This window comes from Pantoea sp. EKM101V, from assembly GCF_011800325.1.
Lineage (GTDB): Bacteria > Pseudomonadota > Gammaproteobacteria > Enterobacterales > Enterobacteriaceae > Pantoea > Pantoea anthophila.
Genome location: NZ_JAALFP010000013.1, coordinates 62,961 through 88,455 on the forward strand (window position 1 = coordinate 62,961; position 25,495 = coordinate 88,455).

Annotated in this window: 24 protein-coding genes; 8 read left to right on the forward strand and 16 right to left on the reverse strand. The window is 58.8% G+C overall.

The features are described 5' to 3' along the window. Nucleotides 1–52 precede the first annotated feature (52 nt). The 10 genes from HFD92_RS18175 to HFD92_RS18220 form a co-directional block, all read right to left on the reverse strand. Nucleotides 53–1,027 carry a glutathione S-transferase family protein gene (locus HFD92_RS18175; protein ID WP_140029554.1) on the reverse strand — a complete coding sequence of 325 codons (975 nt, stop codon included), beginning with the start codon at nt 1,025–1,027 and terminating at the stop codon, nt 53–55. 76 nt (nt 1,028–1,103) lie between these two features. Next, complete coding sequence (locus tag HFD92_RS18180; RefSeq protein WP_009087370.1) at nt 1,104–1,514, reverse strand: DoxX family protein; 411 nt, start codon at nt 1,512–1,514, stop codon at nt 1,104–1,106. A gap of 202 nt (nt 1,515–1,716) precedes the next feature. Continuing rightward, nucleotides 1,717–2,001: a YqjK-like family protein gene (locus HFD92_RS18185; RefSeq protein WP_009087368.1), complete on the reverse strand. Its 285-nt coding sequence runs from the start codon at nt 1,999–2,001 to the stop codon at nt 1,717–1,719. Next, nucleotides 2,001–2,396 (reverse strand): phage holin family protein, encoded by a 396-nt coding sequence (locus tag HFD92_RS18190; protein WP_009087366.1) that lies wholly within the window; start codon nt 2,394–2,396, stop codon nt 2,001–2,003. Before HFD92_RS18190 ends, HFD92_RS18185 begins: the two co-directional genes overlap by 1 nt. Nucleotides 2,397–2,398: 2 nt before the next feature. Beyond that, nucleotides 2,399–2,704, reverse strand: coding sequence for a YqjD family protein (locus HFD92_RS18195; protein WP_009087364.1), 306 nt, complete (start codon nt 2,702–2,704; stop codon nt 2,399–2,401). Nucleotides 2,705–2,739: 35 nt separating this feature from the next. Beyond that, nucleotides 2,740–3,114 carry a DUF1090 domain-containing protein gene (locus tag HFD92_RS18200; protein WP_009087362.1) on the reverse strand — a complete coding sequence of 125 codons (375 nt, stop codon included), beginning with the start codon at nt 3,112–3,114 and terminating at the stop codon, nt 2,740–2,742. A gap of 191 nt (nt 3,115–3,305) precedes the next feature. Continuing rightward, on the reverse strand, nt 3,306–3,653 hold the full coding sequence (gene mzrA / locus HFD92_RS18205; protein WP_009087359.1) for an EnvZ/OmpR regulon moderator MzrA: 348 nt from the start codon (nt 3,651–3,653) through the stop codon (nt 3,306–3,308). Further along, nucleotides 3,653–4,327 carry a DedA family protein gene (locus HFD92_RS18210; RefSeq protein ID WP_009087358.1) on the reverse strand — a complete coding sequence of 225 codons (675 nt, stop codon included), beginning with the start codon at nt 4,325–4,327 and terminating at the stop codon, nt 3,653–3,655. The genes mzrA and HFD92_RS18210 overlap by 1 nt, the downstream gene beginning before the upstream one ends. A 321-nt stretch (nt 4,328–4,648) precedes the next feature. After that, on the reverse strand, nt 4,649–5,425 hold the full coding sequence (exuR, locus tag HFD92_RS18215; RefSeq protein WP_009087356.1) for a transcriptional regulator ExuR: 777 nt from the start codon (nt 5,423–5,425) through the stop codon (nt 4,649–4,651). Between the two features lie 87 nt (nt 5,426–5,512). Further along, the gene (locus tag HFD92_RS18220) at nt 5,513–6,817 is read right to left on the reverse strand and encodes an MFS transporter (protein ID WP_111208115.1); all 1,305 of its coding nucleotides are present in this window, start codon (nt 6,815–6,817) and stop codon (nt 5,513–5,515) included. Between the two features lie 399 nt (nt 6,818–7,216). Here HFD92_RS18220 and uxaC point away from each other — a divergent pair, with 399 nt between their 5' ends. From uxaC to HFD92_RS18235, 3 genes are read left to right on the forward strand one after another with little or no spacing between them, the layout of a single operon-like run. Then, the gene (gene uxaC / locus HFD92_RS18225) at nt 7,217–8,632 is read left to right on the forward strand and encodes a glucuronate isomerase (protein WP_167429425.1); all 1,416 of its coding nucleotides are present in this window, start codon (nt 7,217–7,219) and stop codon (nt 8,630–8,632) included. Nucleotides 8,633–8,634: 2 nt separating this feature from the next. Continuing rightward, nucleotides 8,635–10,104, forward strand: coding sequence for a tagaturonate reductase (locus tag HFD92_RS18230; RefSeq protein WP_167429465.1), 1,470 nt, complete (start codon nt 8,635–8,637; stop codon nt 10,102–10,104). Then, nucleotides 10,088–11,578, forward strand: a complete 1,491-nt coding sequence (locus HFD92_RS18235) for a UxaA family hydrolase (RefSeq protein ID WP_167429426.1) — start codon at nt 10,088–10,090, stop codon at nt 11,576–11,578. Before HFD92_RS18230 ends, HFD92_RS18235 begins: the two co-directional genes overlap by 17 nt. A gap of 187 nt (nt 11,579–11,765) precedes the next feature. On the opposite strand, the gene sstT is transcribed toward HFD92_RS18235, so the two are convergent. The 3 genes from sstT to HFD92_RS18250 all read right to left on the reverse strand — a co-directional run bounded on the left by sstT (nt 11,766) and on the right by HFD92_RS18250 (nt 15,444). Beyond that, nucleotides 11,766–12,998: a serine/threonine transporter SstT gene (sstT, locus tag HFD92_RS18240; protein WP_111208118.1), complete on the reverse strand. Its 1,233-nt coding sequence runs from the start codon at nt 12,996–12,998 to the stop codon at nt 11,766–11,768. A gap of 235 nt (nt 12,999–13,233) precedes the next feature. After that, a complete protein-coding gene (locus HFD92_RS18245; RefSeq protein ID WP_009087344.1) occupies nt 13,234–14,202 on the reverse strand; it encodes a TerC family protein in 969 nt (322 codons plus the stop codon). Between the two features lie 255 nt (nt 14,203–14,457). Then, the gene (locus tag HFD92_RS18250) at nt 14,458–15,444 is read right to left on the reverse strand and encodes a Gfo/Idh/MocA family protein (protein ID WP_167429427.1); all 987 of its coding nucleotides are present in this window, start codon (nt 15,442–15,444) and stop codon (nt 14,458–14,460) included. 146 nt (nt 15,445–15,590) lie between these two features. Between HFD92_RS18250 and HFD92_RS18255 the strand changes: the two genes are divergently transcribed. Continuing rightward, nucleotides 15,591–17,279 (forward strand): chloride channel protein, encoded by a 1,689-nt coding sequence (locus tag HFD92_RS18255; protein ID WP_167429466.1) that lies wholly within the window; start codon nt 15,591–15,593, stop codon nt 17,277–17,279. Here the strand turns inward: HFD92_RS18255 and HFD92_RS18260 are convergent. Continuing rightward, nucleotides 17,276–17,779 (reverse strand): M48 family metallopeptidase, encoded by a 504-nt coding sequence (locus HFD92_RS18260; protein ID WP_009087337.1) that lies wholly within the window; start codon nt 17,777–17,779, stop codon nt 17,276–17,278. The two genes, HFD92_RS18255 and HFD92_RS18260, sit on opposite strands and share 4 nt — an antisense overlap. Nucleotides 17,780–17,864: 85 nt before the next feature. Between HFD92_RS18260 and rlmG the strand changes: the two genes are divergently transcribed. Beyond that, nucleotides 17,865–18,983, forward strand: coding sequence for a 23S rRNA (guanine(1835)-N(2))-methyltransferase RlmG (gene rlmG, locus HFD92_RS18265; RefSeq protein ID WP_058956445.1), 1,119 nt, complete (start codon nt 17,865–17,867; stop codon nt 18,981–18,983). Here rlmG and HFD92_RS18270 read toward each other — a convergent pair whose 3' ends face one another. Further along, nucleotides 18,984–21,002 carry an NADPH-dependent 2,4-dienoyl-CoA reductase gene (locus HFD92_RS18270; RefSeq protein ID WP_167429428.1) on the reverse strand — a complete coding sequence of 673 codons (2,019 nt, stop codon included), beginning with the start codon at nt 21,000–21,002 and terminating at the stop codon, nt 18,984–18,986. It lies immediately after the preceding gene. A gap of 150 nt (nt 21,003–21,152) precedes the next feature. Further along, complete coding sequence (locus tag HFD92_RS18275) at nt 21,153–21,860, reverse strand: polyphenol oxidase family protein (protein ID WP_167429429.1); 708 nt, start codon at nt 21,858–21,860, stop codon at nt 21,153–21,155. A gap of 106 nt (nt 21,861–21,966) precedes the next feature. Between HFD92_RS18275 and HFD92_RS18280 the strand changes: the two genes are divergently transcribed. From HFD92_RS18280 to HFD92_RS18290, 3 genes are all read left to right on the forward strand, one after another. Beyond that, entirely contained in the window at nt 21,967–22,776 is an 810-nt protein-coding gene (locus HFD92_RS18280) for a 5'-nucleotidase, lipoprotein e(P4) family (protein WP_150030263.1), read from the forward strand. Between the two features lie 580 nt (nt 22,777–23,356). After that, entirely contained in the window at nt 23,357–23,989 is a 633-nt protein-coding gene (locus HFD92_RS18285; RefSeq protein ID WP_033736060.1) for a carbonic anhydrase, read from the forward strand. Continuing rightward, complete coding sequence (locus tag HFD92_RS18290) at nt 23,989–25,464, forward strand: SulP family inorganic anion transporter (protein ID WP_009087324.1); 1,476 nt, start codon at nt 23,989–23,991, stop codon at nt 25,462–25,464. Before HFD92_RS18285 ends, HFD92_RS18290 begins: the two co-directional genes overlap by 1 nt. The last annotated feature ends 31 nt before the right edge of the window (nt 25,465–25,495 follow it).

The window sequence follows — 25,495 nt, forward strand, 5'->3', positions numbered from 1 at the left end:
ACGTCGCCGGGGTGAGACTCAGCCCCGCGCCACGGCGTGGGGCTGATGCCGCTTAATCGCGACCGTGCGGCTCATCCCAGTCAAACGCCGGGCCGAGAGAGATAACGCCGTGCGGGTTGATGGTTTTATGGCTGCAGTAGTAGTGATGACGAATATGCGGCAGACTGACCGTCTCCGCGATGCCCGGCATCTGATAGATGTCGCGCAGGAAACCGCTGAGATTCCGGAAATCACCAATCCGGTGACGATCGCATTTGAAATGCGTGACATAAACCGGATCAAAACGCACCAGCGTGGTCCACAACCGCAGATCCGCTTCGGTCAGCTGATCGCCGGTCAGATAGCGGTGCTGGCCCAGAATCTGCTCCAGGCGCGACAGCGAGTGGAACAGGGCGGTGACGGCCTCGTCATAGGCGCTCTGTGAGGTCGCAAACCCCGCTTTGTAGACGCCGTTGTTCACCGTGTCGTAGATCCAGCCGTTCAGCTCATCAATCTTCTCACGCAGGGCAACCGGGTAGTAATCCCCGGCGCGCGCACCCACCGCATCAAACGCACTGTTGAACATGCGAATGATATCGGCAGACTCGTTGCTGACGATGGTGTTCTGCTGCTTGTCCCACAGCACCGGCACCGTGACGCGACCGCTGTAGTGCGGATCGGCGTGCAGATAGAGCTGATAGAGGAAGTCATTCTGATAGAGTTTGTCGCCGGTTGCCTCCGGAAACGTATCGTCAAACGTCCAGCCATTCTCCAGCATCAGTGGATGCACCACCGAGACGTCGATCAGGTTATCCAGCCCCTTCAGCTGACGCATCAGCAGCGTGCGGTGCGCCCAGGGGCAGGCCAGCGAGACATAGAGATGATAGCGGTCGCGTTCGGCGGTAAACCCCGCTTTGCCTGTCGGGCCTGCGCTGCCATCGGCGGTCACCCAGTTGCGGAAGGCGGACTCTGAGCGCTTAAAGCGTCCGCCGGTCGATTTGGTGTCGTACCAGGTGTCATGCCAGACACCATCAATTAACTGTCCCATAATGGCTCCAAAGCAAACAGGGCGGGGAAATGTCCCCGCCCTGCTAAGTATATGTGGCATTACACGTTATGTGAGACTAGTGCGCAATCGCCTGCGGTTTTCTTTTGCTGATCAGGCGATCAATGCTGTATGCGCCCGGACCCACCAGACCCAGCACCAGGAAACCCCCGGCGATAGAGAGGTTCTTCATGAACATCAGCTGGTTCACGCCTTCGGCAAAGTTACTGTGAAACAGGAACGCGGTCAGGATGGTGAAGCCGGCAGTGAACAGCGCGGTGAAACGGGTCAGGAAACCAAACAGGATAGCCAGACCGCCGCCAAACTCCAGCAGGATAACCAGCGGCAGCATAAAGCCGGGCACGCCCATCGCTTCCATATATTGCTGGGTGCCTGCATAACCGGTGATTTTGCCCCAGCCCGCGGTAATGAACAGGATTGGCATCAGGATGCGAGCCAGTAACAGACCAGTATCTTCGAATTTTTTCATCATTTACTCCAGCGTTATCAGTAGTGCAGGGCAGGCTGCCCGCAGGGTTTGTGCCCGCTGAAAGCAGTGATGCTTTTCATTGGGTTGATAGCTGGAGATGATAATCGCGGCGTGAAAAGGTTGTAAGCAGGAAAAACTGTCAGTGTTTTTCAGAAAAACTGATGAAGAAAGCCGGTCTTTTCAGGACCGGCTTTTCAGAGAGTTAACGCGGGGGCAGGGCGGACTTAATCATGCGCCAGGTACTCCAGGCACCAAATCCTCGCTTGGCCCAGCGCAGCAGCCGGTTGGGACTGCGAATCGAGTAGACGGCCAGCGCGCTGCTGCCAATCGCCAGATAGCGACGTAAGCTCAGGAACGTGAACCAGCCACGATCGTACTGGGCGGTACTTTCCAGCCAGTCGCGCCGCGCCGCGCTTAAATCCAGCCGCTGCTGCTGCACGTGCTTAAGCAGTTCATGGATGCGTTCTTCACGCTCGCGGCGGCTCATCAGCGCTGCTCCTCAAGCAAATTACGGTCAGTCTCCAGCTCTTTACGCGTGTGGCGTAACAGCGTGGACTGACGGGATTTGTGAAGGGTCCAGAGTCCGAAGATAACCGCCAGCAGGAACAGGGTCCCGGTGGTGATCCCGATGGCCATCAGGCGATACTGCGCATCCACTGCCCAGATAATCAGCACCATCAGGCTCATCAGACCAAACGCCGTGAACAGCATAGTCAGGCCCACCATCAACAGCAGCTGTATCAGGTTGGCTTTCTCATGCTCCAGTTCCACCACTGCCAGACGAACGCGCGTCTCGACCATGCCAACCAGCGTGGTAACAATACGCTGGCCGATGTTAATGACCCCTTTAGCCGGGCCGTGGTTCTGCTGTGAATCAGCCATAATCAGCGACGCGAAATGAGCATGCCCAGTGCGACGCCAATCGCTGCACCGATACCCACACCATGCCAGGGATTTTCACGCACGTAGCCTTCCGCCTTCTGCGCCGCTTCACGGGTTGTCGCCGCGAGGCGTTCGCCTGATTCACCCAGGCGCTCACGTGAGCTGTCCAGCGCCACACGCGCTTTATTACGAAGCTTATCAAGCTCCCCTTTCGATTTTTCAGTGCTGCTGCTCAGCACCTCTTCCAGGGTATCAGCCAGATTTTTCAGTTCAGCACGCAGATGTTCCGATGATGTGTCTTTAGACATAAAATACTCCTTTAACATCAGTAGATTAATTCCGATTAATAGGGCTCCGCCTGTAACTTTTTCAGCTCCCGGCGCGCTTCATCCAGTTTTTGTTGTCGCTTCGCAATCTTCTCCCTGTCGTGGCCCTCATCACGCTCTTCCCTGAGTTCGTGCTCGCGCTCAGCCACTTTCTGCTTCTGCGCGTTAATTCTTTCCAGATGGGCGGCTTCCAGCTTTTTGTCGCTGCAGTCCGCCTGGACTTCGGTCAGCGCCCGCTCAAGGCCGTTGACCCGGCGCAGATTGTTATGCTTCTGCGCCATCTCAATTTCGTGCTTAATGTCCTGCTCTTTCTGCTCGCACAGCGATTCGGCGGCCAGCAGTGAGCCAGACAGCGAAAAGAGGGCGACGCCCAGTAATAGGTGATATTTCATCCGTTTGGGTACCTTCCTTTGCGACCTGATTGTTCAGCAGCGGGATCATAGGCAAATCGCGGATGCTGAGAACCGACTCTCCGTTAAGCATAGACACGCAACGTAAAAAGTTCAAAGAAGACCGGGAGATAGAGAGGCTGTCAGGCCGCCACGCGATGCCGCGACGGCCTGAAAAGCAGGGACGGGGCGTATCAGGCCAGGGAAAGGTGCTGAGCGTGATCGTGCTGCGCCACGATAAAGCCCTGTGGCAGCAGGCGGCGTAACACCTTTTGTGCCGCCAGACTCTGTTCTTCGCTGTCAAAGTGAATAATCAGTGCATCGCCCGCCGGGGTAATGCTTTTAATACGGATACCCTGCGCGCTGAGCTGCTGATAGAGATAAAAGCCATCGGGCAGAGTCGCACCCGCATGGGAAACCCGGATCTGCACCACCGTCTCGTGCTGCATCAGGGCGGGAACCACGCAAAGCGCGATCAGCGCCAGCGCGCCCGCCATCAACCACGGCATCCACCGTTTTGGAATCGCCTGCAACGCTTTCATTACTCGGCTTTCCCGTTCTGATTCGCCTGACGTTTACGCCACAACACCACCAGCGAGCCCACCAGCCCGAAGACCAGCAGCGCCAGTGGCAGCATCATCAGGAAGAACATCATCTCATCTTCATAGCGCCGGAAAATCGGTGTTTTACCCAGTGCAAAGCCGATAACGGTCAGAATCACCACCCAGAGCAGCGCGCTGACCCAGTTGAAAAACTGAAAGCGGGCGTTGCTCAGACCGGACAGGCCGGCGATGGTAGGCAGCAGGGTGCGCACAAAGGCAATAAAGCGGCCAATCAGCAGGGCAGAGAGGCCGTGGCGGTGAAACAGGCTGTGCGCGCGCAGGTGGTACTGGGCGGGCAGATGGGAGAGCCATTTCTGTACCGTGGGGGTATTGCCGAGCCAGCGACCCTGGATATAGCTCACCCAGCAGCCCAGACTGGCCCCGGTGGTTAAAACCAGAATCGTTAAGGGGAAACTCATGGTGCCTTTGGCAATCAGAACGCCGACCAGAATCAGCAGACTGTCACCCGGCAGAAACGCGGCAGGAAGCAGGCCATTTTCCAGAAACAGAATCATGAACAGCACGCCGTAAATGGCCCATACCAGCGTGGGGTCGGAAAGGGTCTCGTAATCCTGTTGCCACAGGGCATGCAGCAACGCTTGCAGAATATCCATCAATCATTCCTGAACATCATTGTTAAACATGTCCCACAGGGACTTAAACGCAGACCGACATGTCGTTATAAATTTTAGGAGCGCAGCCTGGGCGGGATTTTCCGGATCCTTCCAGAATTGATTGTTAAATCAGCGATTTTATAACCCCCTGTCTCAAAGGGTAATAAAAGGGCGATAACTGTAACAAAAATCACCTGTCTGAGACAGGAAAACTCGCTGACGAACAGGAGTTTTACCTTGTGAAACGGCGTGTAAAAAGGAGCTTTACATGACCTGACACTATTGCAGATTAACTGACCCTCACCGGCGCGTTCAGGCTGTTTAGCGGGCGTGGCTGGAGCCGTCAGGAAGGATGACCGGATTCTCACCGAACATGTATCGGTCGACATTAAATTCAAAATCATCCGCCGTCGCGTTAAACAGCATCTGTTTAGTATTTTCCAGATGTTGCCACATCGCCAGTTTGCTGGCGGCGGGATCTTTACGCATCAGGGCCTTGAGGATCTGATCGTGGTCGTCGCACCAGCTGAGAATGCTGCGCTGGTCGATGTGTTCGTGAAGTTTCAGCCAGTAGGGATTGTGCTGACGATGCAGCCACATTTTTTCAACGATGGCGGCTAACGCGCTGTTCTGCGTGGACTGGGCGATGCGGACATGAAACTGCATATCCCACTCTGAATCGCGGAAGTGATCTTCCTTACGGGCATTCTCCTGAATCGCCATCAGGTCGATGATGTCCTGTCGCGTCACCTGCGTGGCGGCAAACTCCGCCACGTTACTCTCAATCAGCTGACGTGCCTGCAGCAGTTCAAACGGACCGAACGTCGCGAACTCCAGCTGGCTGCTGGTCGGCGCGATGCGATTCTGCTGCTGGCTGGCAATGACGTGGATGCCCGACCCTTTACGGACCTCCACATAGCCTTCCACTTCCAGCATGATGATCGCTTCGCGCACTACGGTGCGGCTCACTTCCATCTCTTCGGCAATCAGACGTTCAGCGGGCAGCTTGTCACCGACCGGGTAGATCCCGGTTTCAATACGGCTTTTCAGCTCGCTGGCCAGCTTCTGGTAGAGTCGACGGGATTCAGTGAGGTCCATGGCACAGTCCTGATAGCAAAACAGATAAGTTGTTATACCACTTCAGGCGGCGGGAGGAAATGGGCTGGCGTATGCCAGCCCGGTGGGTTAGCTGCGAACGGCATTCGCAGGCGGCAGGGCGGCCTCAGCGCTCAGTTCGGCAACCGGTTTGTTTTTCAGGACGGTCCAGATCACCACCGCACCCAGCAGGTCGAACACCGCCAGCGCGGCAAACAGCGGGCTGAAGCCCAGCGTATCAGCCAGTGCGCCGACCACCAGCGCAAACATCGTACTGGCGGTCCAGGCTGCCATGCCGGTCAGGCCATTGGCCGTGGCAACCTCATTGCGGCCAAAAACGTCAGAGGAGAGGGTAATCAGCGCACCGGAAAGCGCCTGATGAGCAAACCCGCCCACACAGAGCAGCGCGATGGCGACATAGGGGCTGGTGAACAGGCCGATGGTGCCAGGCGCAATCATCAGGACCGCGCCCATCGTCACCACCAGCTTGCGGGAGACGATCAGGTTGACGCCAAACCAGCGCTGGAACAGCGGCGGCAGGTAGCCACCCAGAATGCAGCCGAAGTCCGCAAACAGCATCGGCATCCAGGCGAACATCGCAATCTCTTTGAGGTTAAAACCGTAAACCTTGAACATAAACAGCGGGATCCAGGCGTTAAAGGTGCCCCACGCCGGTTCGGCCAGAAAACGTGGCAGGGCAATCCCCCAGAACTGGCGGTTGCGGATAATCTCCAGCGCCGACATTTTGCGGGTGTTGCCGGTCTGATGCTGCGCCTCCTGACCGGAGATAATGTAATGGCGCTCCTCCTCACTCAGTTTCTTCTGCTGTTTCGGGTGTTTATAAAACAGCAGCCAGCACAGCGCCCAGACCATGCTCAGCACGCCGGTGATGATAAAGGCCATCTGCCAGCTGTGCGCCATGATGGCCCAGACCACCAGCGGCGGGGCCAGCATCGCGCCGATGGAGGAGCCGACGTTGAAGTAGCCGACCGCCACCGAACGCTCTTTGGCCGGAAACCATTCGCTGCTCGCCTTCAGGCCCGCCGGGATCATCGCGGCCTCAGCCGCCCCGACGGCGCCGCGCGCCAGAGCAAAGCCGCCCCAGCTGCCCGCCATCGCCGTGGCCGCGCAGAAGATCGCCCACAGCACGGCAAACACCGCATAGCCAATTTTGGTGCCGAGCAGATCGAGCACATAGCCTGCCACCGGCTGCATCAGTGTGTAGCAGGCCGAGTAGGCCGCCACGATATAGGAGTACTGTTGCGTGGTGATATGCAGCTCGGTCTGTAGTGTCGGTGCCGCCACCGCAATCGTGTTGCGGGTCAGATAGCCCAGTACCGTGCCGAGCGTCACCAGCCCAATCATGTACCAGCGTAACCCTTTGATCTTACGCATCCTCTACCTCTTCCAGTTCTGTATGCGGTCATGCCGCTGTTGTTATCTGGAGCGGGACAGCACGTGATACTGCTCGGCTCACGCCCGCAGGTTCTGTGTCAGCAACCCCGTTTTTACCCTGCCATGTGTGGGTCGCCTGCGACCTCACGATGGGGCCAGAGCCTAACTTGTTATACAACTTTAAAAGTTGAGAGCCATCACAAAAACCCTTTCTGCGCTGTGGGATACTGGAAACCTGACAGATGACAGCCATTTAGCGCGCTGTGGGCGACAGAAATGTCCATGACGGCGGTGAGTGGCCGCGGTTTATGTGAGCAGGATCGCAAATAATTCCGTCACGGACCAGAATTGGTATGATAACTTTGAGCCATACGTGGTTCAGCTGATGAGGATGTCTCTATGTCGCGTTTTATGACCGAGGATTTTTTACTGGATAGTGAATTCGCCCGTCGTCTCTACGACGACTATGCGAAGGATCAGCCGATTTTCGACTATCACTGCCACTTACCGCCGCAGCAGATTGCCGAAAATTATCGCTTCGCCAACCTTTATGACATCTGGCTGAAGGGCGATCACTACAAGTGGCGGGCGATGCGCGCCAACGGTGTGGCTGAGGCGTTCTGTACCGGTAACGCCAGCGACCGCGAGAAGTTTGATGCGTGGGCACGAACCGTACCGCACACCATCGGCAATCCGCTCTATCACTGGACGCATCTGGAGCTACGTCGTCCTTTCGGCATCACCGATACTCTGCTGTCTGAAAAAACCGCTGACAGCATCTGGCATCGCTGCAACGAGCTGCTGGCGCAGGACGCCTTTACCGCGCGTGGCATCATGCAGCAGATGAAGGTAAAAATGGTCGGCACCACGGACGATCCGCTGGATGACCTGCGCCATCATCGCGCCCTGGCAGAAGATGCCAGCTTCAGCGTGAAGGTGCTGCCGAGCTGGCGGCCGGATAAAGCCTTTAACATTGAAGCCGAAACCTTCCTGCCGTGGATCGGTGCGCTGGAGCAGCTGACCGACATCAGCGTGCAGCGTTTTGATGACCTGCGCCGGGCGCTGCATCAGCGGCTGGATCACTTTGCGGCGCACGGCTGTAAGGTGTCCGATCACGCGCTGGACGTGGTCTGTTATGCCGACGCCGATGACGTCACGCTGGATAACATTCTGGCGCGCCGCCGCAGCGGCACCACGCCTACGCCACACGAGACGGCACAGTTCAAAACCGCAGTGCTGGTCTGGCTGGGTAGCGAATATGCCCGTCGCGGCTGGGTGCAGCAGTATCACATTGGCGCGCTGCGCAACACGAACCCGCGTCAGTATCAGCTGCTGGGGCCGGACGTCGGCTTTGACTCGATCAACGATCAGCCGCTGGCCGAACCGCTGGCACGCCTGCTGGGCGCACAGAACCTCAATAACGCGCTGCCGAAAACCATTCTTTACTGCCTGAACCCGCGCGACAACGAAGTGCTGGCTACGATGGCGGGCAACTTCCAGGGTGAAGGAGAGGCGGGCAAAATGCAGTTCGGCTCCGCCTGGTGGTTCAACGACCAGCTGGATGGCATGCAGCGCCAGCTGACCCAGCTGTCGCAGATCGGACTGCTGAGTCGCTTTGTCGGGATGCTGACCGACAGCCGCAGCTTCCTCTCCTACACCCGCCACGAATATTTCCGCCGCCTGCTGTGTCAGATGATCGGTCGCTGGGTAGAGCAGGGTGAGGCGCCGGGCGATGAAGCCCTGTTAGGGCAGATGGTGCAGAACATCTGTTTTAACAACGCCCGCGATTACTTCGGCATTGAGCTGGGAGCCTGATGATGCAGAGGCTGAACCGCCGCGACTTTCCGGGCGCGCGCTATCGCGACCGGGTAATCCAGTTTGGCGAAGGCAATTTCCTGCGCGCCTTTATCGACTGGCAGATCGACTGGCTGAACGAGCATCAGGGCACCGATGCCGGGATCGTGGTGGTGCGGCCTCGCAACCGGGACGTCAGCGATACGCTGAATCAGCAGGAGGGACTCTACACCACGCTGATTCGCGGGCTGAACGCGCAGGGTGAGCCGGTCAGTGAAACCCGCCTCATCCGCAGTCTGAACCGTGAGATCCACCCTTATCAGCAGTTCGGCGACTTTATGGCGCTGGCGCAAAATCCTGACCTGCGCATGGTTTTCTCAAACACCACCGAGGCGGGTATCGCCTTTGCGGAGGCGGACCAGCTCACCGACCAGCCCGCCAGCAGCTTCCCGGGTAAACTGACGCAGCTGCTGTGGGCGCGCTACTCCCACTTCAGTGGGGCCAGCGACCGCGGCTGGCTGGTGGTGCCGTGCGAGCTGATTGACCACAACGGCGACACGCTGCGTGAGCAGGTGCTGCGCTACGCCGATCACTGGCATCTGCCGACCGAATTTAAAAGCTGGGTGCATCAGCACTGCGCTTTCTATAACACCCTTGTCGATCGCATCGTCACCGGGTTCCCGGCGGAGAGTGAGCAGATGCAAAGCGATCTGGGCTATGAAGATCGCTATCTGGTGGCGGGCGAAGTCTACTACCAGTTTGTGATTCAGGGGCCGTCGGCGCTGTTCAGTGAACTGAAGCTGGAGGCGCTGTCGCCGCAGGTGCGGCATGTGGACAACATCGCGCCCTATAAAGCGCAGAAGGTGGCGATCCTGAATGGTGCCCATACCGCGATGGTGCCGGTGGCGTTTCTGGCCGGTCTGGAGAGCGTGGGCGAGGCGATGGCCGATCCGGCTATTGCCGGGTTTGTGGCGTCGTTACTGCGCGAGGATGTCATCCCAACGCTGGATCTGCCTGCTGCGGAGCTTCATGCCTTTGCCGATGCGGTTCTGCGCCGTTTCCGTAATCCCTTTATTCGCCATGCGCTGCTGTCGATTGCCCTGAACAGCATGACCAAATTCCGCACCCGCCTGCTGACGCCACTGCTTACCGCACATCAGCAAACCGGGCAGTGGCCGGTGCACATTACCTTTGCGCTGGCGGCGCTGATCGCCTTTTATCGCGGCAGGCTGGCCGGAAAAGCGTGGCCGCTGCAGGATGATCCTAACTGGTTACAGCGCTATGCCGATGCCTGGCAGGGGCAGGAGCGCGGGGCGATGTCGCTGCAGCAGCTGGTGGAGAACGTGCTCAGCGATGCGCAGCACTGGGGCGAAGATTTAACCCGTCAGCCCGGGCTGGCTGAGACGGTTACCCGGCACCTGCAAAACATTACCGTCCACGGCGTTCGTGAGGCGCTGAGTCAACTGAGGTCACGCGATGCAAGACGCAATTAAAATCGATCCCCGCGACAATGTCGCCGTGGCGTTACGGGACTTGGCCGCGGGCGCGACGGTTGAGCTGCCACCACAGCGTGTGGTGCTGCAACAGGCCGTCGGGCGCGGGCATAAATTTGCCCTGCAGCCTGTCGGGCAGAATGAGCCAGTGATCAAATATGGCCTGCCGATTGGCCATGCCACGCAGCCGGTGGCGGCCGGAGAGCTGATCCACTCGCAGAATGCCCGCACCAATCTCAGCGATCTGGACCACTATGCATATCAGCCCGACGTCGTGACGCTGCCGCCGCAGCGTGGCGATCGGGAGGTGCAGATCTACCGGCGCGCCAGTGGCGAGGTCGGCATCCGCAACGAACTGTGGATCCTGCCCACCGTCGGCTGCGTCAACGGCATTGCGCGTCAGATCCTGCAGCGTTTCCTGCAGGAGACGCAGCAGGCGGAAGATATCGATGGCGCGTTCCTGTTCAGCCACACCTTTGGCTGCTCGCAGCTGGGGCAGGATCACGACAACACCCGCACTATGCTGCAAAACATGGTGCGGCATCCCAACGCGGGCGCTGTGCTGGTGATTGGTCTGGGGTGTGAGAACAATCAGGTCGATGTCTTCCGTGACACCCTCGGTGCTTTTGAAAGTGACCGGGTGGAATTTATGGTGTGTCAGCAGCATGACGATGAGGTGGAAGCCGGACTGGAACGTCTGCATTCGCTCTATCAGAAGATGCGTCATGACCGGCGTGAACCGGGCAGGCTCAGCGAGCTGAAGTTCGGGCTGGAGTGTGGCGGCTCGGACGGCTTCTCCGGCATCACGGCCAACCCGCTGCTGGGACGTTTCTCCGACCAGATGATCGCCAACGGCGGCACCACCGTGCTGACCGAGGTGCCGGAGATGTTTGGCGCGGAGCGGATTCTGATGAGCCGCTGTCGCGACGAGGAGACCTTCCATAAAACGGTCGCGATGATCAACGACTTCAAGCAGTACTTTATCGATCACCAGCAGCCGATCTATGAGAATCCCTCGCCGGGCAACAAGGCGGGTGGCATTACTACGCTGGAGGAGAAGTCGCTGGGGTGCACCCAGAAAGCGGGGCAGAGCCAGGTGGTCGATGTCCTGAAATATGGCGAGCGGTTAACCACGCCGGGACTGAATCTGCTGAGTGCACCGGGCAACGATGCGGTCGCCACCAGCGCCCTGGCGGGTGCCGGATGCCACATGGTGCTGTTCAGTACCGGACGCGGCACGCCCTATGGGGGGTTTGTGCCTACGGTGAAGCTGGCGACGAATACGCCGCTGGCGGAGAAAAAACCGCACTGGATCGACTTTAATGCCGGACGGCTGATTGAGGGGATGAGCATGGAGGCGATGCTGGAAGATTTTGTCGATACCATCGTGGCGATTGCCAGCGGTCAGCCCACCAACAACGAAAAGAACGACTTCCGCGAGCTGGCGATTTTCAAAAGCGGGGTGACGCTCTGAAATCAACAAGCGATCCTGATCGTTCAGAACGCTCAAAAGCTCAGAGAGCGGATGGCTGAGTCCGAAGAGCAAAGCGTCCCGCGCCAGGGAAGGCGCGGGCCGAGCGAGCAGGGATGCGTAAAGCGACTTTGCGATCGGACTCTGCCATTCGCGAAGGGCAGAGGATTAACCGACGGTGATAACGATCTCAAGCCCGGCTGGTTTCGCGCTCCGCTTCTGCCTGACAGACAGCGGCGGTAAACAGAATATCCGTTGACGAGTTCAGCGCGGTTTCTGCCGAATCCTGCAGGACGCCGATAATAAAGCCGACAGCCACCACCTGCATCGCCAGGTCATTCGGAATACCAAACATGTTGCAGGCCACCGGGATCAGCAGCAGTGAACCGCCCGCCACACCCGATGCGCCACAGGCACAGAGGGAGGCCACCAGACTCAGCAGAATGGCAGTCGGCACATCAATGCTGATCCCCAGCGTATGCACCGCCGCCAGCGTCAGCACGGTAATGGTGATTGACGCGCCCGCCATACTGATGGTCGCGCCCAGCGGAATCGACACCGAATAGGTATCCTCATCCAGCTTTAGACGTTTCGCCAGCGCCATATTCACCGGAATGTTGGCGGCAGAACTGCGGGTAAAGAAGGCGGTGACGCCACTTTCGCGCAGGCAGGTGAAGACCAGCGGATAAGGGTTACGGCGGATCTTCCAGAACACCAGCAGCGGGTTAACCACCAGCGCCATCAGCACCATACAGCCCAGCAGCAGCGCCAGCAGATGCGCATACTGCCACAGCGCACCAAAGCCGGTGGAGGCCAGTATTGACGCCACCAGACCGAAAATACCGACAGGCGCACAGCGGATGACGCAGCGCACTAGCCAGGTCACGGCTTCGGACGCGTCATTAAGAAAGGCGCGGGTGGTGTCACTGCTGTGACGGAACGCCAGACCCAGACCAATCGCCCACACCAGAATACCGATGTAGTTCGCCTGCATCAGCGCGGTGATCGGATTCGATACCATGCTCATCAGTAGCCCGTGCAGGACTTCCGTGATGCCGGAAGGGGGAACGATTTCGGTACTCCCGACCGCCAGCGTCAGCGTCTGCGGGATCAGATGGCTGAACAGCACCGCGACCACTGCCGCGAAAAAGGTGCTCAGCAGATAGAGCATGATAATCGGCCGGATGTTGGTTTTCTGGCCCTGCTGGTGGTTCGCAATCGAGGCGATGACCAGCACCAGAACCAGTAAGGGAGCAACCGCTTTCAGCGCACTGACAAACAGTTCGCCCAGCAGGCCGACCGCTAACGCGGCATCGTGTGAGATCCAGGCGAGCGCGACACCGGCGACCAGCCCAATCATGATTTGCTTCACCAGGCTACCGGCGAGTAGCGTACCCAGACGTGCGGAGAGAGTTTTCTGCATAATAGTTTCTATATTTTGTCGCGAATGTAGTTTCAGGCGCGATGTTTTGCATCGGCTAAAACGGTTTGCCCGGCGGAGTATAAGGAAAAGATCGGACGAGAAAAGAGAAAGTTCTGCCGCTGTGGAGCGCGTCAGATTTTTATTATGCTGAATAGTGGAAGTGTGACAGAGGGATGAAATGGCGCGGCAGGCTGCCACAAAATAAAACAGGGGCATCCGCTGCCCCCGCAGGTAATTATGGTGCGAGCTTTTTCTGGTCTCTTTTGCGGTTAACCCAGGCATTAATCAGCAGGGTTGATGCCAGAATGAGACCGACCACACTCAGCGAGATGCCGACCGGGATGTGGTAGAGGTCGACAATCAGCATCTTAAAGCCGATGAACACCAGCACAATCGCCAGGCCATACTTCAGCATCGAGAAGCGCTCTGCCACGTTCGCCAGCAGGAAGTACATGGCACGCAGACCCAGAATGGCAAACAGGTTTGAGGTCAGGACGATGAACGGGTCCGTGGTGACGGCGAAGATCGCCGGAATACTGTCGACCGCAAAGATCACGTCGCTCAGCTCCACCATGATCAGCACCAGCAGCAGCGGTGTCGCAAACAGCACGCCGTTTTTGCGGGTAAAGAACTTCTCACCGTCGAGATCGTCCGTCATGCGCAGATGCTTACGCAGCCAGCGCACCACCGGCTTGTCGCCTACTGCGCCATCATCCTCTTTCGCCAGCGCCATTTTCACCCCGGTAAACAGCAGGAAGGCACCGAACACATAGAGGATCCAGCTGAACTGGGTCACCAGCCAGCTACCGGCGAAGATCATGATGGTACGCAGCACGATAGCGCCTAATACCCCGTAGATCAGCACGCGACGCTGCAGGTTGGCCGGAATAGAGAAGTAGCTGAAGAGCATCAGCCAGACAAAGACGTTATCCACCGCCAGTGCTTTTTCCAGCACGTAACCGGTCAGGAAGGCGAGTGTCTGGGTGTTTGCCACTTCGCGTCCTGCGCTGCCTTCCAGATACCACCAGAAAGCGGCGCTGAACAGCAGTGAGACGGAAACCCAGATCAGCGACCAGATTGCCGCCTGTTTGAAAGACATGGTCTGCGCGCCGCGGCGTCCCTGCAACAGCAGGTCGATAGCCAGCATGATAAGCACCACAACCGCAAAGCTGCCCCAGAGTAAAGGTGTCCCCACAGTTTGCATATTCGTATCCTGTCTGAAAAATAAAAAAACGGCTGAAGTCAGAAGACATCAGCCGCTTATTTTTGTGTAAGCAAACCTCGCCTTCCGGCAAGGTCTCACTTACAACACAGAAATCGATTCCGGGTTGCCTGACGACCGGATGCTTGCGCAACGTAGTGACGATCAATCAGATTACAAGTTACTCCCCTTTGCAGAAAGCTACGTTACGGTTTCACCGCCCAGGAAGCAACAGCTCGCAGACATATTTAGAAATATTTACACAACCGCCCGATCGGCCGGGAAGATAACACCGGTCTGTCGACGGATTTCAGTCAGCAGTGCCGCCGTGGTGCGTGAGATCGCAAGCCCGGGATGCGCCACCTGACGCTGCGCCACCAGCCGGGCAAATTCGGCCGCCTCATAACGCATCGTGTTGCTATGCTGCGGCTGACTTAACACCTGCTTTTCTCCGCCGCGGGGCATAAAGGTCAGCTGCTGACACTCCGATAACTTCTCAATAAGCAGCGATCCGGCTTCTCCCTGAATCTCGCTGGGCAGGCTGGAGTCACTGACTTTCGAGTGCAGAATCGTCACGTCAAAATCGCCGTAGTCGAGCACCACCACCCCATGTCCGTCCACACCACTCTCAAGCAGCGTGGCGCTGGCCTGCACCCGCTGCGGCGCGCCCCACAGTGCCACCGCCGAGGCCAGGCAGTAATAACCGATATCCATGATTGAGCCGTTCGACCAGCGCGGATCAAAGGTGTTGGGGTTTTCACCATTGAGATAGCGCGGGTAGCGCGATGAATACTGACAGTAACTCAGCAGGGCTTTCCGCATCCGCCCCACGGCGGGCAGTGCTGCTTTTAAATGCAGGAAATTGGGCAGGCTGGCCGTTTTGAACGCCTCAAACAGCACCACCTGATGTTCCCGGGCGCAGGCGATCATCTGCTCCGCCTCGGCCAGATTGGAAGCCAGCGGCTTTTCACAGATGACATGCTTGCCGTGCGACATAAACAGCAGTGCCTGCTGGCAGTGCAGAGCGTTAGGGCTGGCAAGATAGAGCGCATCGATCGCCGGGCTGGCGGCCAGGGCCTCCAGCGAGGTAAAGGTTGCCTGGCAGGGATAGTCGGCAATAAAGGCGTCCGCCTGCTGCTGACTGCGCGAATAGACCGCACAGAGTTGCATCCCGCCGGTTTCATGCGCGGCATCAATAAACTGGCGTGTTATCCAGTTTGTTCCCACAATGGCAAAACGAATCACGTTTTCTCTCCGGCAGCGGTAAAGCGGCAGAGTAACATCTCTCCGGCGCGGTGCAATGGGGAGGGGCGGGCAGGGATTGATCCTGCGATCCCGATTCCAATACTATGCGGGAGCGATGAATGTCAGGCACCAACCAGGGAGCGCAGGTGAAAGCAAGTAAGCACGCATTAAACTGGACCACACTGCTGATCGCCATTCCGGTCGGGTGTGCCGCATCGCTGGTGACGCTGGCTTTTCGCGGCGTGATTGAACTGATCAACCATCTGCTGTTTGCCCGCAGCGGGGAGATTAGCGGGTTACTGCCGCTCTGGCCGTGGATTTTCTGGCCGCTGCTGGTGGGGGCTGGCGGTGTGCTGGCGGGCTTTTTTCTGCGTTATGCGGTCGCCATTGAGCAGCAGCAGACGGTGAAAACCGACTACCTTGAGGTGATCAACGCCCGGCTTGATGCGGTGCCGACCCGAACCTCACTGTTCCGCGCCTTGTCCTCCATTGCCAGTATCGGCAGCGGCGCGTCGATAGGGAAAGAGGGGCCGATGGTGCAGCTTTCGGCGCTGTGCGGCAGCGCGATTGGTCGCCTGCTGCCCGCCTCGCTTAACCTGAAAAACAGTGACGTGGTGGCGATGGCGGCGGCGGCGGGGCTCTCATCGGTCTACCATGCGCCGCTGGCTTCGGCGATCTTCGTCGCCGAAATCGCCTTCGGCATCTCCGCCCTGCAGCGGCTGATCCCGCTGATTATCGCCTCCGCCACGGCGGTGATGACCATGTGGACGCTGGGCTTTCGCAGCGCGCTCTACCCGCTGGCGGAGGCGAACTTTGCCATGGATCTCAGCAGCCTGCTGATGACGGTGCTGATTGGTTTGTGCGCCGGTCTGGCGGGCTGGCTGCTGATTAAATGCATTGCCCGCAGTAAAGCGCTGTTCAGCCGGGTCGCCTCCCTGCCGCTGCGCCTCGGTGCAGGCGGACTGGCCGTGGGCTTACTGGCACTGCTCTCAACCGATATTCTCGGCAACGGCTACGAAGTGATTGTGAAGGTAATGGCGGGCCACTATCTGCTGCCGGGCCTGCTGCTGCTGCTGCTGCTGAAAACCGTTGCCACCAGCCTCTCGGTGGGCTCGAATGCGGTCGGCGGGCTGTTTACGCCGTCACTGCTGATTGGCGCGCTGCTCGGCGTGATCCTGGCAACGCTGGGGGCGATGCTGCATCTGCCGCTCGGCAATGTGCTGCTCTATGCCGCTATTGGCATGGCGGCGGTGCTGGCGGCGGTCAGCCAGGCCCCGCTGATGGCGATGCTGATGGTGCTGGAGATGACCCTCAACAGCAGCCTGCTGTTTCCGCTGATGATTGCCACGGTGCTGGCCTCCATGGTGGTCTATCGGCTGCAATCGGCCAGCACCTACCCGGTAGTAAGCCATCACTTCACCCGTTCGGAAGCGAAATATGATTTCGATAACATGCGCATTGCCGAGCTGATTATTCCCGGCGCGGCGTTGCAGCCGGAAGCGTCGGTGGGGCAGGCGCTGGCGGTCAGTTCACTGAAGCGCGAACGCTACGTCTATGTGATCAACGCCGGGGGGGCTTTCCTCGGCGTGGTCTCGATTCATGAGATTTCACGCCGGGTGCTGGCACAGGAGATCACCCTCGACTCGCCGGTGCAGTGCGTGATGGATCAGGATTTCCCGGTGATCTATCAGAACCAGAGCATGCGTGAAGGGTGGGAAGCCTTTGCCGCCGTCACGCTGGAGCGGTTGCCGGTGCTGAACAACCCCGCTGAGCGCCATTTTGAGGGCGCGCTGACCAAAACCAGTCTGATCCAGAAAGCGCAGGAGTTTCTTTAAGCCGCGTTGCCGCGCATCGCCTGGTCGGTCATCCATAGCCGCGCATCAAATTCGAGCTGGTGGTAATCCGGCTCCATATGGCAGCAGAGCTGGTAAAACGCCTTATCGTGATCTTTCTCTTTCAGGTGAGCCAGCTCATGCACCACGATCATACGCAGAAAAGGCTCCGGCGCGAGGCGGAAAAAGGTGGAGATACGGATTTCCGCTTTTGCCCGCAGTTTGCCGCCCTGCACGCGCGAGATGGCGGTGTGCAGCCCCAGCGCATGCTTCATCACTTTAATTTTGTTGTCCCACACCACCTTACTGATCGGCGGCGCGTTGCGCATAAAGCGGTTTTTCAGCGCCTGGGTGTAGTCATACAGCGCCTTATCGCTCACGACATCGTGGGTATCGGGATAGCGCTCCTGCAGAAACGCACCTAAGCGCTGATGGGTAATCAGGGTCTGCACCTGCTCAAGGAGGGGAGCAGGATAACCCTGAAGGTAGATGAGTGAGGACATTAGGGATTCCAGGCGAAAAAGAGTATACTGCGCGCCCTTTTTATCGGGGCGAAAATTAATCAAAGTGTACCACGCCGGAGAATTCATGAGCCAACTTGAACTGAACGATCGCACACTGATCCTGCATCGCTTCCCGCAGATGCGTGACGAAAGTCCATTACAAGCCTGGGATGCGGCTGATGAGTATCTGTTGCAGCAGGCGCTGCCAGAGGGGCCGGTGCTGGTATTCAACGACAGTTTTGGAGCCTTAACCTGTGGTCTCAATCCGCGTCCCGTCTGGCACGTCAGCGACTCCTGGCTGAGCCAGCAGGCCGCCCGGCAGAACCTCTCTTTCAACGGGATGGATGACAGCGACGTCCACTTTATTGACAGCCTGGCGGCGCTGCCTGCTTCCCCGGCGGCGGTGCTGATTAAAGTGCCGAAGACGCTGGCGCTGCTGGAGCATCAGCTGCGCGCGATTCGTGAAGTGGTGACCCCGGAGACGGTGATTCTGGCGGCGGCCCGCGCCAAAGAGATCCATAACTCCACCCTGCAGCTGTTTGAACAGATCATCGGCGAGACGAAAACCTCGCTGGCGTGGAAAAAAGCGCGGCTGATCTTCAGTCAGTTCAGCCAGCCTGCGCTGCGCGAAGCCCGTCCCACGCAGGTCTGGCCGCTGGATGGCACTCCTTATCAGATCCACAACTACGCCAACGTTTTCTCACGCAGCTCGCTGGATATCGGCGCACGCCTGTTTGTGCAGCATCTGCCGGAAAATATCGAAGGCGAGATTGTCGATCTGGGCTGCGGCAACGGCGTGGTGGGGCTGATGGCGCTGGCACAGAACCCGCAGGCTGAGGTGCATTTTCTGGATGAGTCCTACATGGCGGTCGCCTCCAGCCAGCTTAACGTGGAAGTAAACCGTCCGGAAGATCTGTCGCGCTGTCAGTTCCTGGTCAACAACGTGCTGAGCGGCTATCCCTCGGACCGGCTGCACGCGGTGCTGTGCAACCCGCCGTTTCACCAGCAGCACGCCGTCACCGATCACCTGGCGTGGCAGATGTTCCGTGATGCCAAACGCTGTCTGCAATATGGCGGCGAATTGCGCATCGTCGGCAACCGCCACCTCGACTATCACCAGAAGCTGAAAAAGCTGTTCGGCAACTGCACGCTGGTCGCCTCTAACCAGAAGTTTGTAGTGCTGCGCGCGGTAAAAATGCGCTAGTCAGACACGCAGCGCCAGCGCGGTCGCCTGTGCGATGGCGCGGCGCGCATCCAGTTCCTGCGCCACATCGGCACCGCCGATCACCGTCACCTTCTGTCCCCGAGCACGCAGCGCCGCTTCCAGTTCGCGCTGCGGCTCCTGTCCGGCGCAGATAATCACATTATCGACCGCCAGCAGCAGGGTTTCACCGTTGCGCCGCAGGTGCAGCCCGCGATCGTCAATCGCCAGATACTCTACGCCGCCCCACATCTCCACGCCGCGCGCCTGCAGACTGGCCCGGTGGATCCAGCCGGTGGTTTTTGCCAGCCCGGCGCCGGGTTTGCCTGTGCGGCGCTGCAGCAGCCAGATCTGCCGCAATGCGGCGGGCGTCTCGGGGGCCACCACACCGCCGCGCTGCGTCAGGCTCTGATCGATACCCCACTCAGCGTAAAAGGCCGCGCGATCCGCGTCATGCGAAGGCTGCGAGAGAAACTCCGCCACATCAAAACCGATGCCACCGGCTCCGATAATCGCCACCCGTTTCCCCACCGGACGCCCATCGCGCAGCACCTCAAGGTAGCTCAGGACGCTGGGGTGCTCGATGCCCGGAATATCCGGCGTGCGTGGCTGAATGCCGGTGGCCAGCACCACCTCATCGGCATCACCCAGCCCCTCGGCCGTGACCCGGCAGCCGGTCCTGACCGTCACCCCGGCGGCCGCCAGCTGGTGGCGGAAATAGCGCAGGGTTTCACTGAACTCCGCTTTGCCGGGGATCAGCCGGGCAATATTGAACTGGCCGCCGATATCGGCGGCGGCTTCATACAGCGTCACCTGATGTCCGCGCCCGGCCGCCTGCAGGGCAAAGGCCATTCCGGCCGGGCCACCCCCGACCACCGCCAGCCTGCGCGGAGCGCGACTGGGGATCACCGGCATCAGCGACTCGTGGCAGGCGCGCGGATTGACCAGGCAGGAGGTGATCTTTCCGGCGAACACCTGGTCAAGGCAGGCCTGATTACAGGCGATGCAGGTGTTAATGCTGTCCGGTTCGCCGCGCTGCGCTTTGCTGACAAAGGCGGCATCGGCGAGAAAAGGGCGCGCCATCGACACCATATCGGCGCAGCCTGACTGCAGCAGCTCTTCGGCGACGGCGGGGTGGTTGATGCGGTTAGTGGCGATGACCGGCACCGACACGTGAGCACGCAGGCGCTGCGTGACCCAGGCAAAGGCCGCGCGCGGCACGCAGGTGGCGATGGTCGGGATGCGCGCTTCATGCCAGCCGATACCGGTATTGAACAGCGTGACCCCACACTGCTCCAGCTCGCCCGCCAGCAGCAGCGTCTCCTCCAGCGTACTGCCCTCTTTGATCAGATCGAGCATCGACAGCCGGAAGATAATGATAAAACGGTCGCCGGTGGCGGCGCGCACCGCGCGGGTGACCGCCAGGGCAAACTGCATTCGCTGGCGGAAGTCGCCGCCCCAGCGGTCGCTGCGCTGATTGGTGTGCTTCACCAGGAACTGATTAATCAGGTAGCCTTCAGAGCCCATGATCTCGACGCCGTCGTAGCCGGCCTCTCGGGCCAGGCGGGCGCAGCGCGCAAAGTCATCAATAGTCTGTTCAATCGCCGCCTCGCTCATCGCCTGGGGCGTAAACGGATTGATCGGCGCCTGAAGGGCAGAGGGCGCGACCAGATCGGGCTGATAGCTGTAACGGCCAGTGTGCAGGATCTGCAGGGCGATTTTGCCCTGATGCTGATGAACGGCATCGGTAATCTGCCGGTGCCAGTGACACTGCGCCTCCTCTGTCAGCATCGCGCCGTGGGCGGTGGTAACACCCTGCGCATTGGGGGCAATGCCACCGGTGACAATCAGCGCGACGCCTTCGCGCGCGCGCTCGCCATAGAAAGCCGCCAGCCGGGCTGCGCCATCCGGGTGCTCTTCCAGGCCGGTGTGCATGGAGCCCATCAGGAAACGGTTTTTCAGTCGGGTAAAACCCAGGTCCAGCGGCCTGAACAGCGCGGGATAGTCGGAATGAACGGCCATGATCATCACTCACGATAAAGTGGTCGGATGAGTTAACTCTAGCCATTTCTGTGTTAAAAAAAAGTGAAAGAGTGTCAGGGTGTGAGTGAAATCAACATCAGCCGCGACAGGCCGTGCGTCCGCCGTGGCCGATTTTCAGGGCGGGCGCGATTATCGCCGCCGGATCCAGGAGTAGCGGGAGTGATAGCCGCTGCCCGTATGGGTGTTGAAGCGGTAGCTTGAACCGCTCTCGGCCATGCAGTAGGTGCAGACGCCGACATTATCGATCTGCGCAGCCGGAACGCCCGCATCGACCAGCATCTGCGTCGCCAGCGCCGGCAGATCGAACCAGACACCCTGCTGACGCGCCGTCGCCTGCGGGCGCTGAGCCTCACCATTGACCGGCTGCTGCCTGTGCCAGCGCAGCCCGCGGGCCAGCGCCGGATTCCGGGCGATCTCCGCCAGCTGAGGTTCGGCCAGCTCATAACAGCAGGGGCCGAGTGCCGGGCCGATCGCCACCAGCAGATTCTCTGGCTCGCTGCCCTGTTCGCACAGTTTTTCCACGGCGCGGATCAGCACGCCCGCCAGCGTGCCTTTCAGTCCGGCATGCACCGCCGCCACGATGCGCTGCTGAGGATCGGCGATCAGCACCGGCAGGCAGTCAGCGGTATACACCGCCACCGGGCGCGTCCCGCTGCTGATAATGCCATCCGACTCGCAGCTTTTGGATGGCGTGTTTTCGACGTCGAAGACGACCGTGGCACTGTGGCGCTGATGCCCCCAGGCGCCGTCGGCGGGCGGTGGCTCACCGGCGGGCTGAAAGGCATAATCCACCCAGTCCAGCGAGTCGAGCAACGGCGAGCGCGGGATAACGGCCATAGGAATCTCCTGTGATAACAGCGTGCATTGGGCTGCCAACAGCTTACGTTAACTGCTACATTTTTGAAGCGTCTCCTCAGCCCTTTCTCACCTTAAGGATGAAATGATGAAAACCTCCGCAAAACTTGCCGCCTCCGGACTGGTTGCCCTGCTGCTGACCGGCTGCGCCTCCTCGTCACATCAGACCGCTCAGCAGCAGCTCGGGCAGCAGTCGGTGCTGGCGGTCAACTGGTTCCAGCAGTCCGGCGAATATCAGGCGCTGACCTGGCAGGCGTTTAACACCGCACGCATGGCGTTCGATCAGGCGCCGTCGCTGACCGGCAAACCGAAAGCCGTGATTGTCGATCTGGACGAAACCATGCTGGATAACAGCGCCTACAGCGCCTGGCAGGCGAAAAACGGTCAGCCGTTCAGCAGCAAGAGCTGGTCAGCCTGGACCCAGGCGCGACAGGCGAAAGCGGTGCCCGGCGCGGTCGAGTTTGCACGCCACGTCACCCAGAACGGCGGCACGCTGTTCTATGTGTCGAACCGCGATCAGAAAGATTACGCCGCCACGGTGGCGAATATGCAGCAGCTCGGTTTTCCTGACGTCAGTGAAAAAACGGTGCGTCTGAATACCGACAGCTCCAACAAGCAGGCGCGTTTCGATGCCATCAAAAATGCGGGCTACAACGTGGTGCTCTACGTGGGCGATAACCTCAACGATTTCGGTGGGGCGACCTGGCATCAGGGCAATCAGCAGCGTCGCGACTTTGTGAATCTCAATCATCAGCAGTTTGGCACGCAGTTCATCGTGCTGCCGAACCCGCTTTACGGCGACTGGGAGAGCGGTATGGCGGAGAATTACAATAAGCTGACGCCGGAACAGCAGCTCTCCGTGCGGGAATCGCGCCTGCAAAGCTGGAACGGTAAATAATTCGTCAAGAAAAAGAGCCTGACCCGTTCAGGCTCTGTTAAATTCTGGTCCTGATTTACTTTCCGCTGTCACTATTTTGCTGCGAATTAAATTAATCATCTCTTGCTTTATTCTTATCTCAAAGCAGGCGTATTTAACTGGCTCTCTGCTATTAAGATGGTCGATTGTGCTAATGGTTAATTTTTTAATTAAGAGTAATCCTGGTAAAAGTGGAGCGAACGGGCAGGGCAAGAAAAAGCCATGCGGTTAGTGTTTGTATTTATTTGTCAGCAATAAATTAATCCTTTTATTTTAAAGTTTTTAACCGCCTGATATATCTTGTCTTAATCTGCGCTGCTTATGTTTCCTCATTTTTCTTCTGCTGAATTAAATTTACTTTCCTCTGACTTTTGCTGACGTTTAATTGACAAATCACGCCATGTTAAAGCGTTGTGAAATATTGCTCGTGCATTGGCAATGGTTAACGTCTATAACCTTTTTCTGTGACCTTGTTCTTATTTACCTGGCGGCTCTCACGCTATTTGTGAGCCGATACACTTTGTGATCAGCCAGGATGCGACATCCCGGTAGTAGAGAGAAGATGAATGTGACGACACTTAAACCCTTATTAGCGAAAAATCGCAGTTGGGCATTACAGCGCCGCCAGCGTAATCCAGACTATTTCAAAAAATCCCTTCATCAGCAAAAACCGCACTCGCTCTGGATTGGCTGTTCAGACAGCCGTGTTCCGGCCGAAGTGCTGACCGGCTCCCACCCAGGCGAACTCTTTGTGCACCGCAATATCGCCAACATGGTGCTGGAGGAGGATGACAATCTGCTGAGCGTGCTGCAATACGCGCTCTTCTTTCTCAACGTGAAACGCATCGTGCTCAGCGGCCATTACGGCTGTGGCGGGGTAGAAGCCGCACAGAACCTGCCAGGCAGCGTGCTGGAAGGGCAGGACACCGCACTGGGAAGGCGTATTCAGCGGCTGCGTGATGACATTCAGCAGGGGCTGGCCGAGGAAGGGCCAGCAGACGCCACCCCCGATGAACAACGCGATCGGCTGGTTGAAGCCAACGTTAAAGCGCAATTCGCCAGGCTGGTGAAGTCTGAGCCGGTCAGGCAAATCTGGCAATCGGGCCAGGAACTGGAGGTGTTTGGTTGTGTTTATGACCTGCGCTCCGGCCATCTCAAAGAGCTGATTCATCAATCTTCAGAGGAGCCTTCATGATGAATTCTGATACCCTGCGCCGCGACATCCCGGCGGGTCTGGTGGTTTTCCTGGTGGCTTTACCGCTCTGTCTGGGTATCGCTCAGGCCAGCGGGCTGCCGCCGTTTGCCGGTCTGCTGACCGGGGTGATTGGCGGTCTGGTCGTCACCTCGTTAAGTCCCTCCCGCTTTGCCGTCAGCGGTCCGGCGGCGGGGCTGGTCACTATCGTTGTCGCCTCGATGGCGACGCTGGGCAGCTTCTCCGCCTTCCTCACCGCGCTGATTATCGCCGGGGCATTGCAGTGCCTGTTGGGTCTGTTGCGCGCCGGACGGTTTATCTCGCTGGTGCCGGGCAGTGTGATTAAAGGCATGCTGGCGGCGATTGGCCTGCTGCTGATCATGCAGCAGATCCCGGTGGCGCTGGGCGCGGCGGGCGATGCGGAGCTGGTTTCGCTGGTGAATGGGCAGATGACCTTCTCACTGCCGTCGATTGTCGTGGCGGCGGTCGGTTTAGCCATTCTATGCCTCTGGACAACCGCCCCGATCAAACGCATTAAGGCGCTGGCCTGGATCCCCGGGCCGCTGATTGCGGTGCTGGTCGGCTGCGTCGCTACGGTGGCAGGCGGAAGGCTGTTCCCGGAGATGGCGCAGGGGCTGGCACGCATCTCGCTGCCCGCCTTCGACAGCGTCTCTGCGCTGGTGGCTGAGCTGGAAACGCCTGACTGGATGGCCTGGCAGAATCCGCAGGTCTGGGTCGTCGCCGTGACGCTGGCTCTGGTTGCCAGCCTGGAAACCCTGCTGAGTCAGGAAGCGCTGAAAAAGCTGCGTCCGCAGACGCCCGCGCCGTCGCCCAACAAAGAGATGTTCGCTCAGGGCATCGGTAATCTGACCGCCGGTTTTCTGGGCGCGATGCCGATAACAGCGGTGATCGTGCGCAGTTCGGTCAACGTCAGCGCGGGGGCGCAGACAAAGCTCTCCATCTTCATTCACGGTGTGTTGCTGCTGATCTGCGGCATGTGGTTCAGTGAGATGCTGAACGCCATTCCCCTGGCCAGCCTGGCCGCGGTGCTGCTCTACACCGGCTATAAACTGGCGACCCCTAAACTCTTTGTCGAACAGTTCCGGATGGGGGCCCAGCAGTATGTGCCGTTCCTGGCGACCATCGTCGGCATTATTACGCTGGGGATGCTGGTCGGTATCGGCATCGGTATCGCCACGCAGATCCTCTACAGCATCTATAAAAGCCATCGCAACGCGCTGCAGCTTACCCGTTATGACGACCACTACGTCCTGCGCTTTCAGCAGAACCTGACTTTCATGCACAACCCAAAGCTGCAGGGATTGCTGGATGAGATCCCGGAGAACAGCGTGGTGATTATCGATAATGACAATGCGGAATATATCGATCCCGATGTGAAAGCGGTGCTGAAAGATTTTGGCGACAACGCGGACAAGCGCGGCATCCGCCTGAGTCAGTGGCCGGTGGCCGTAAAATAGCCCGAAGCGCAACGGCAGCATCAGCAGAAGA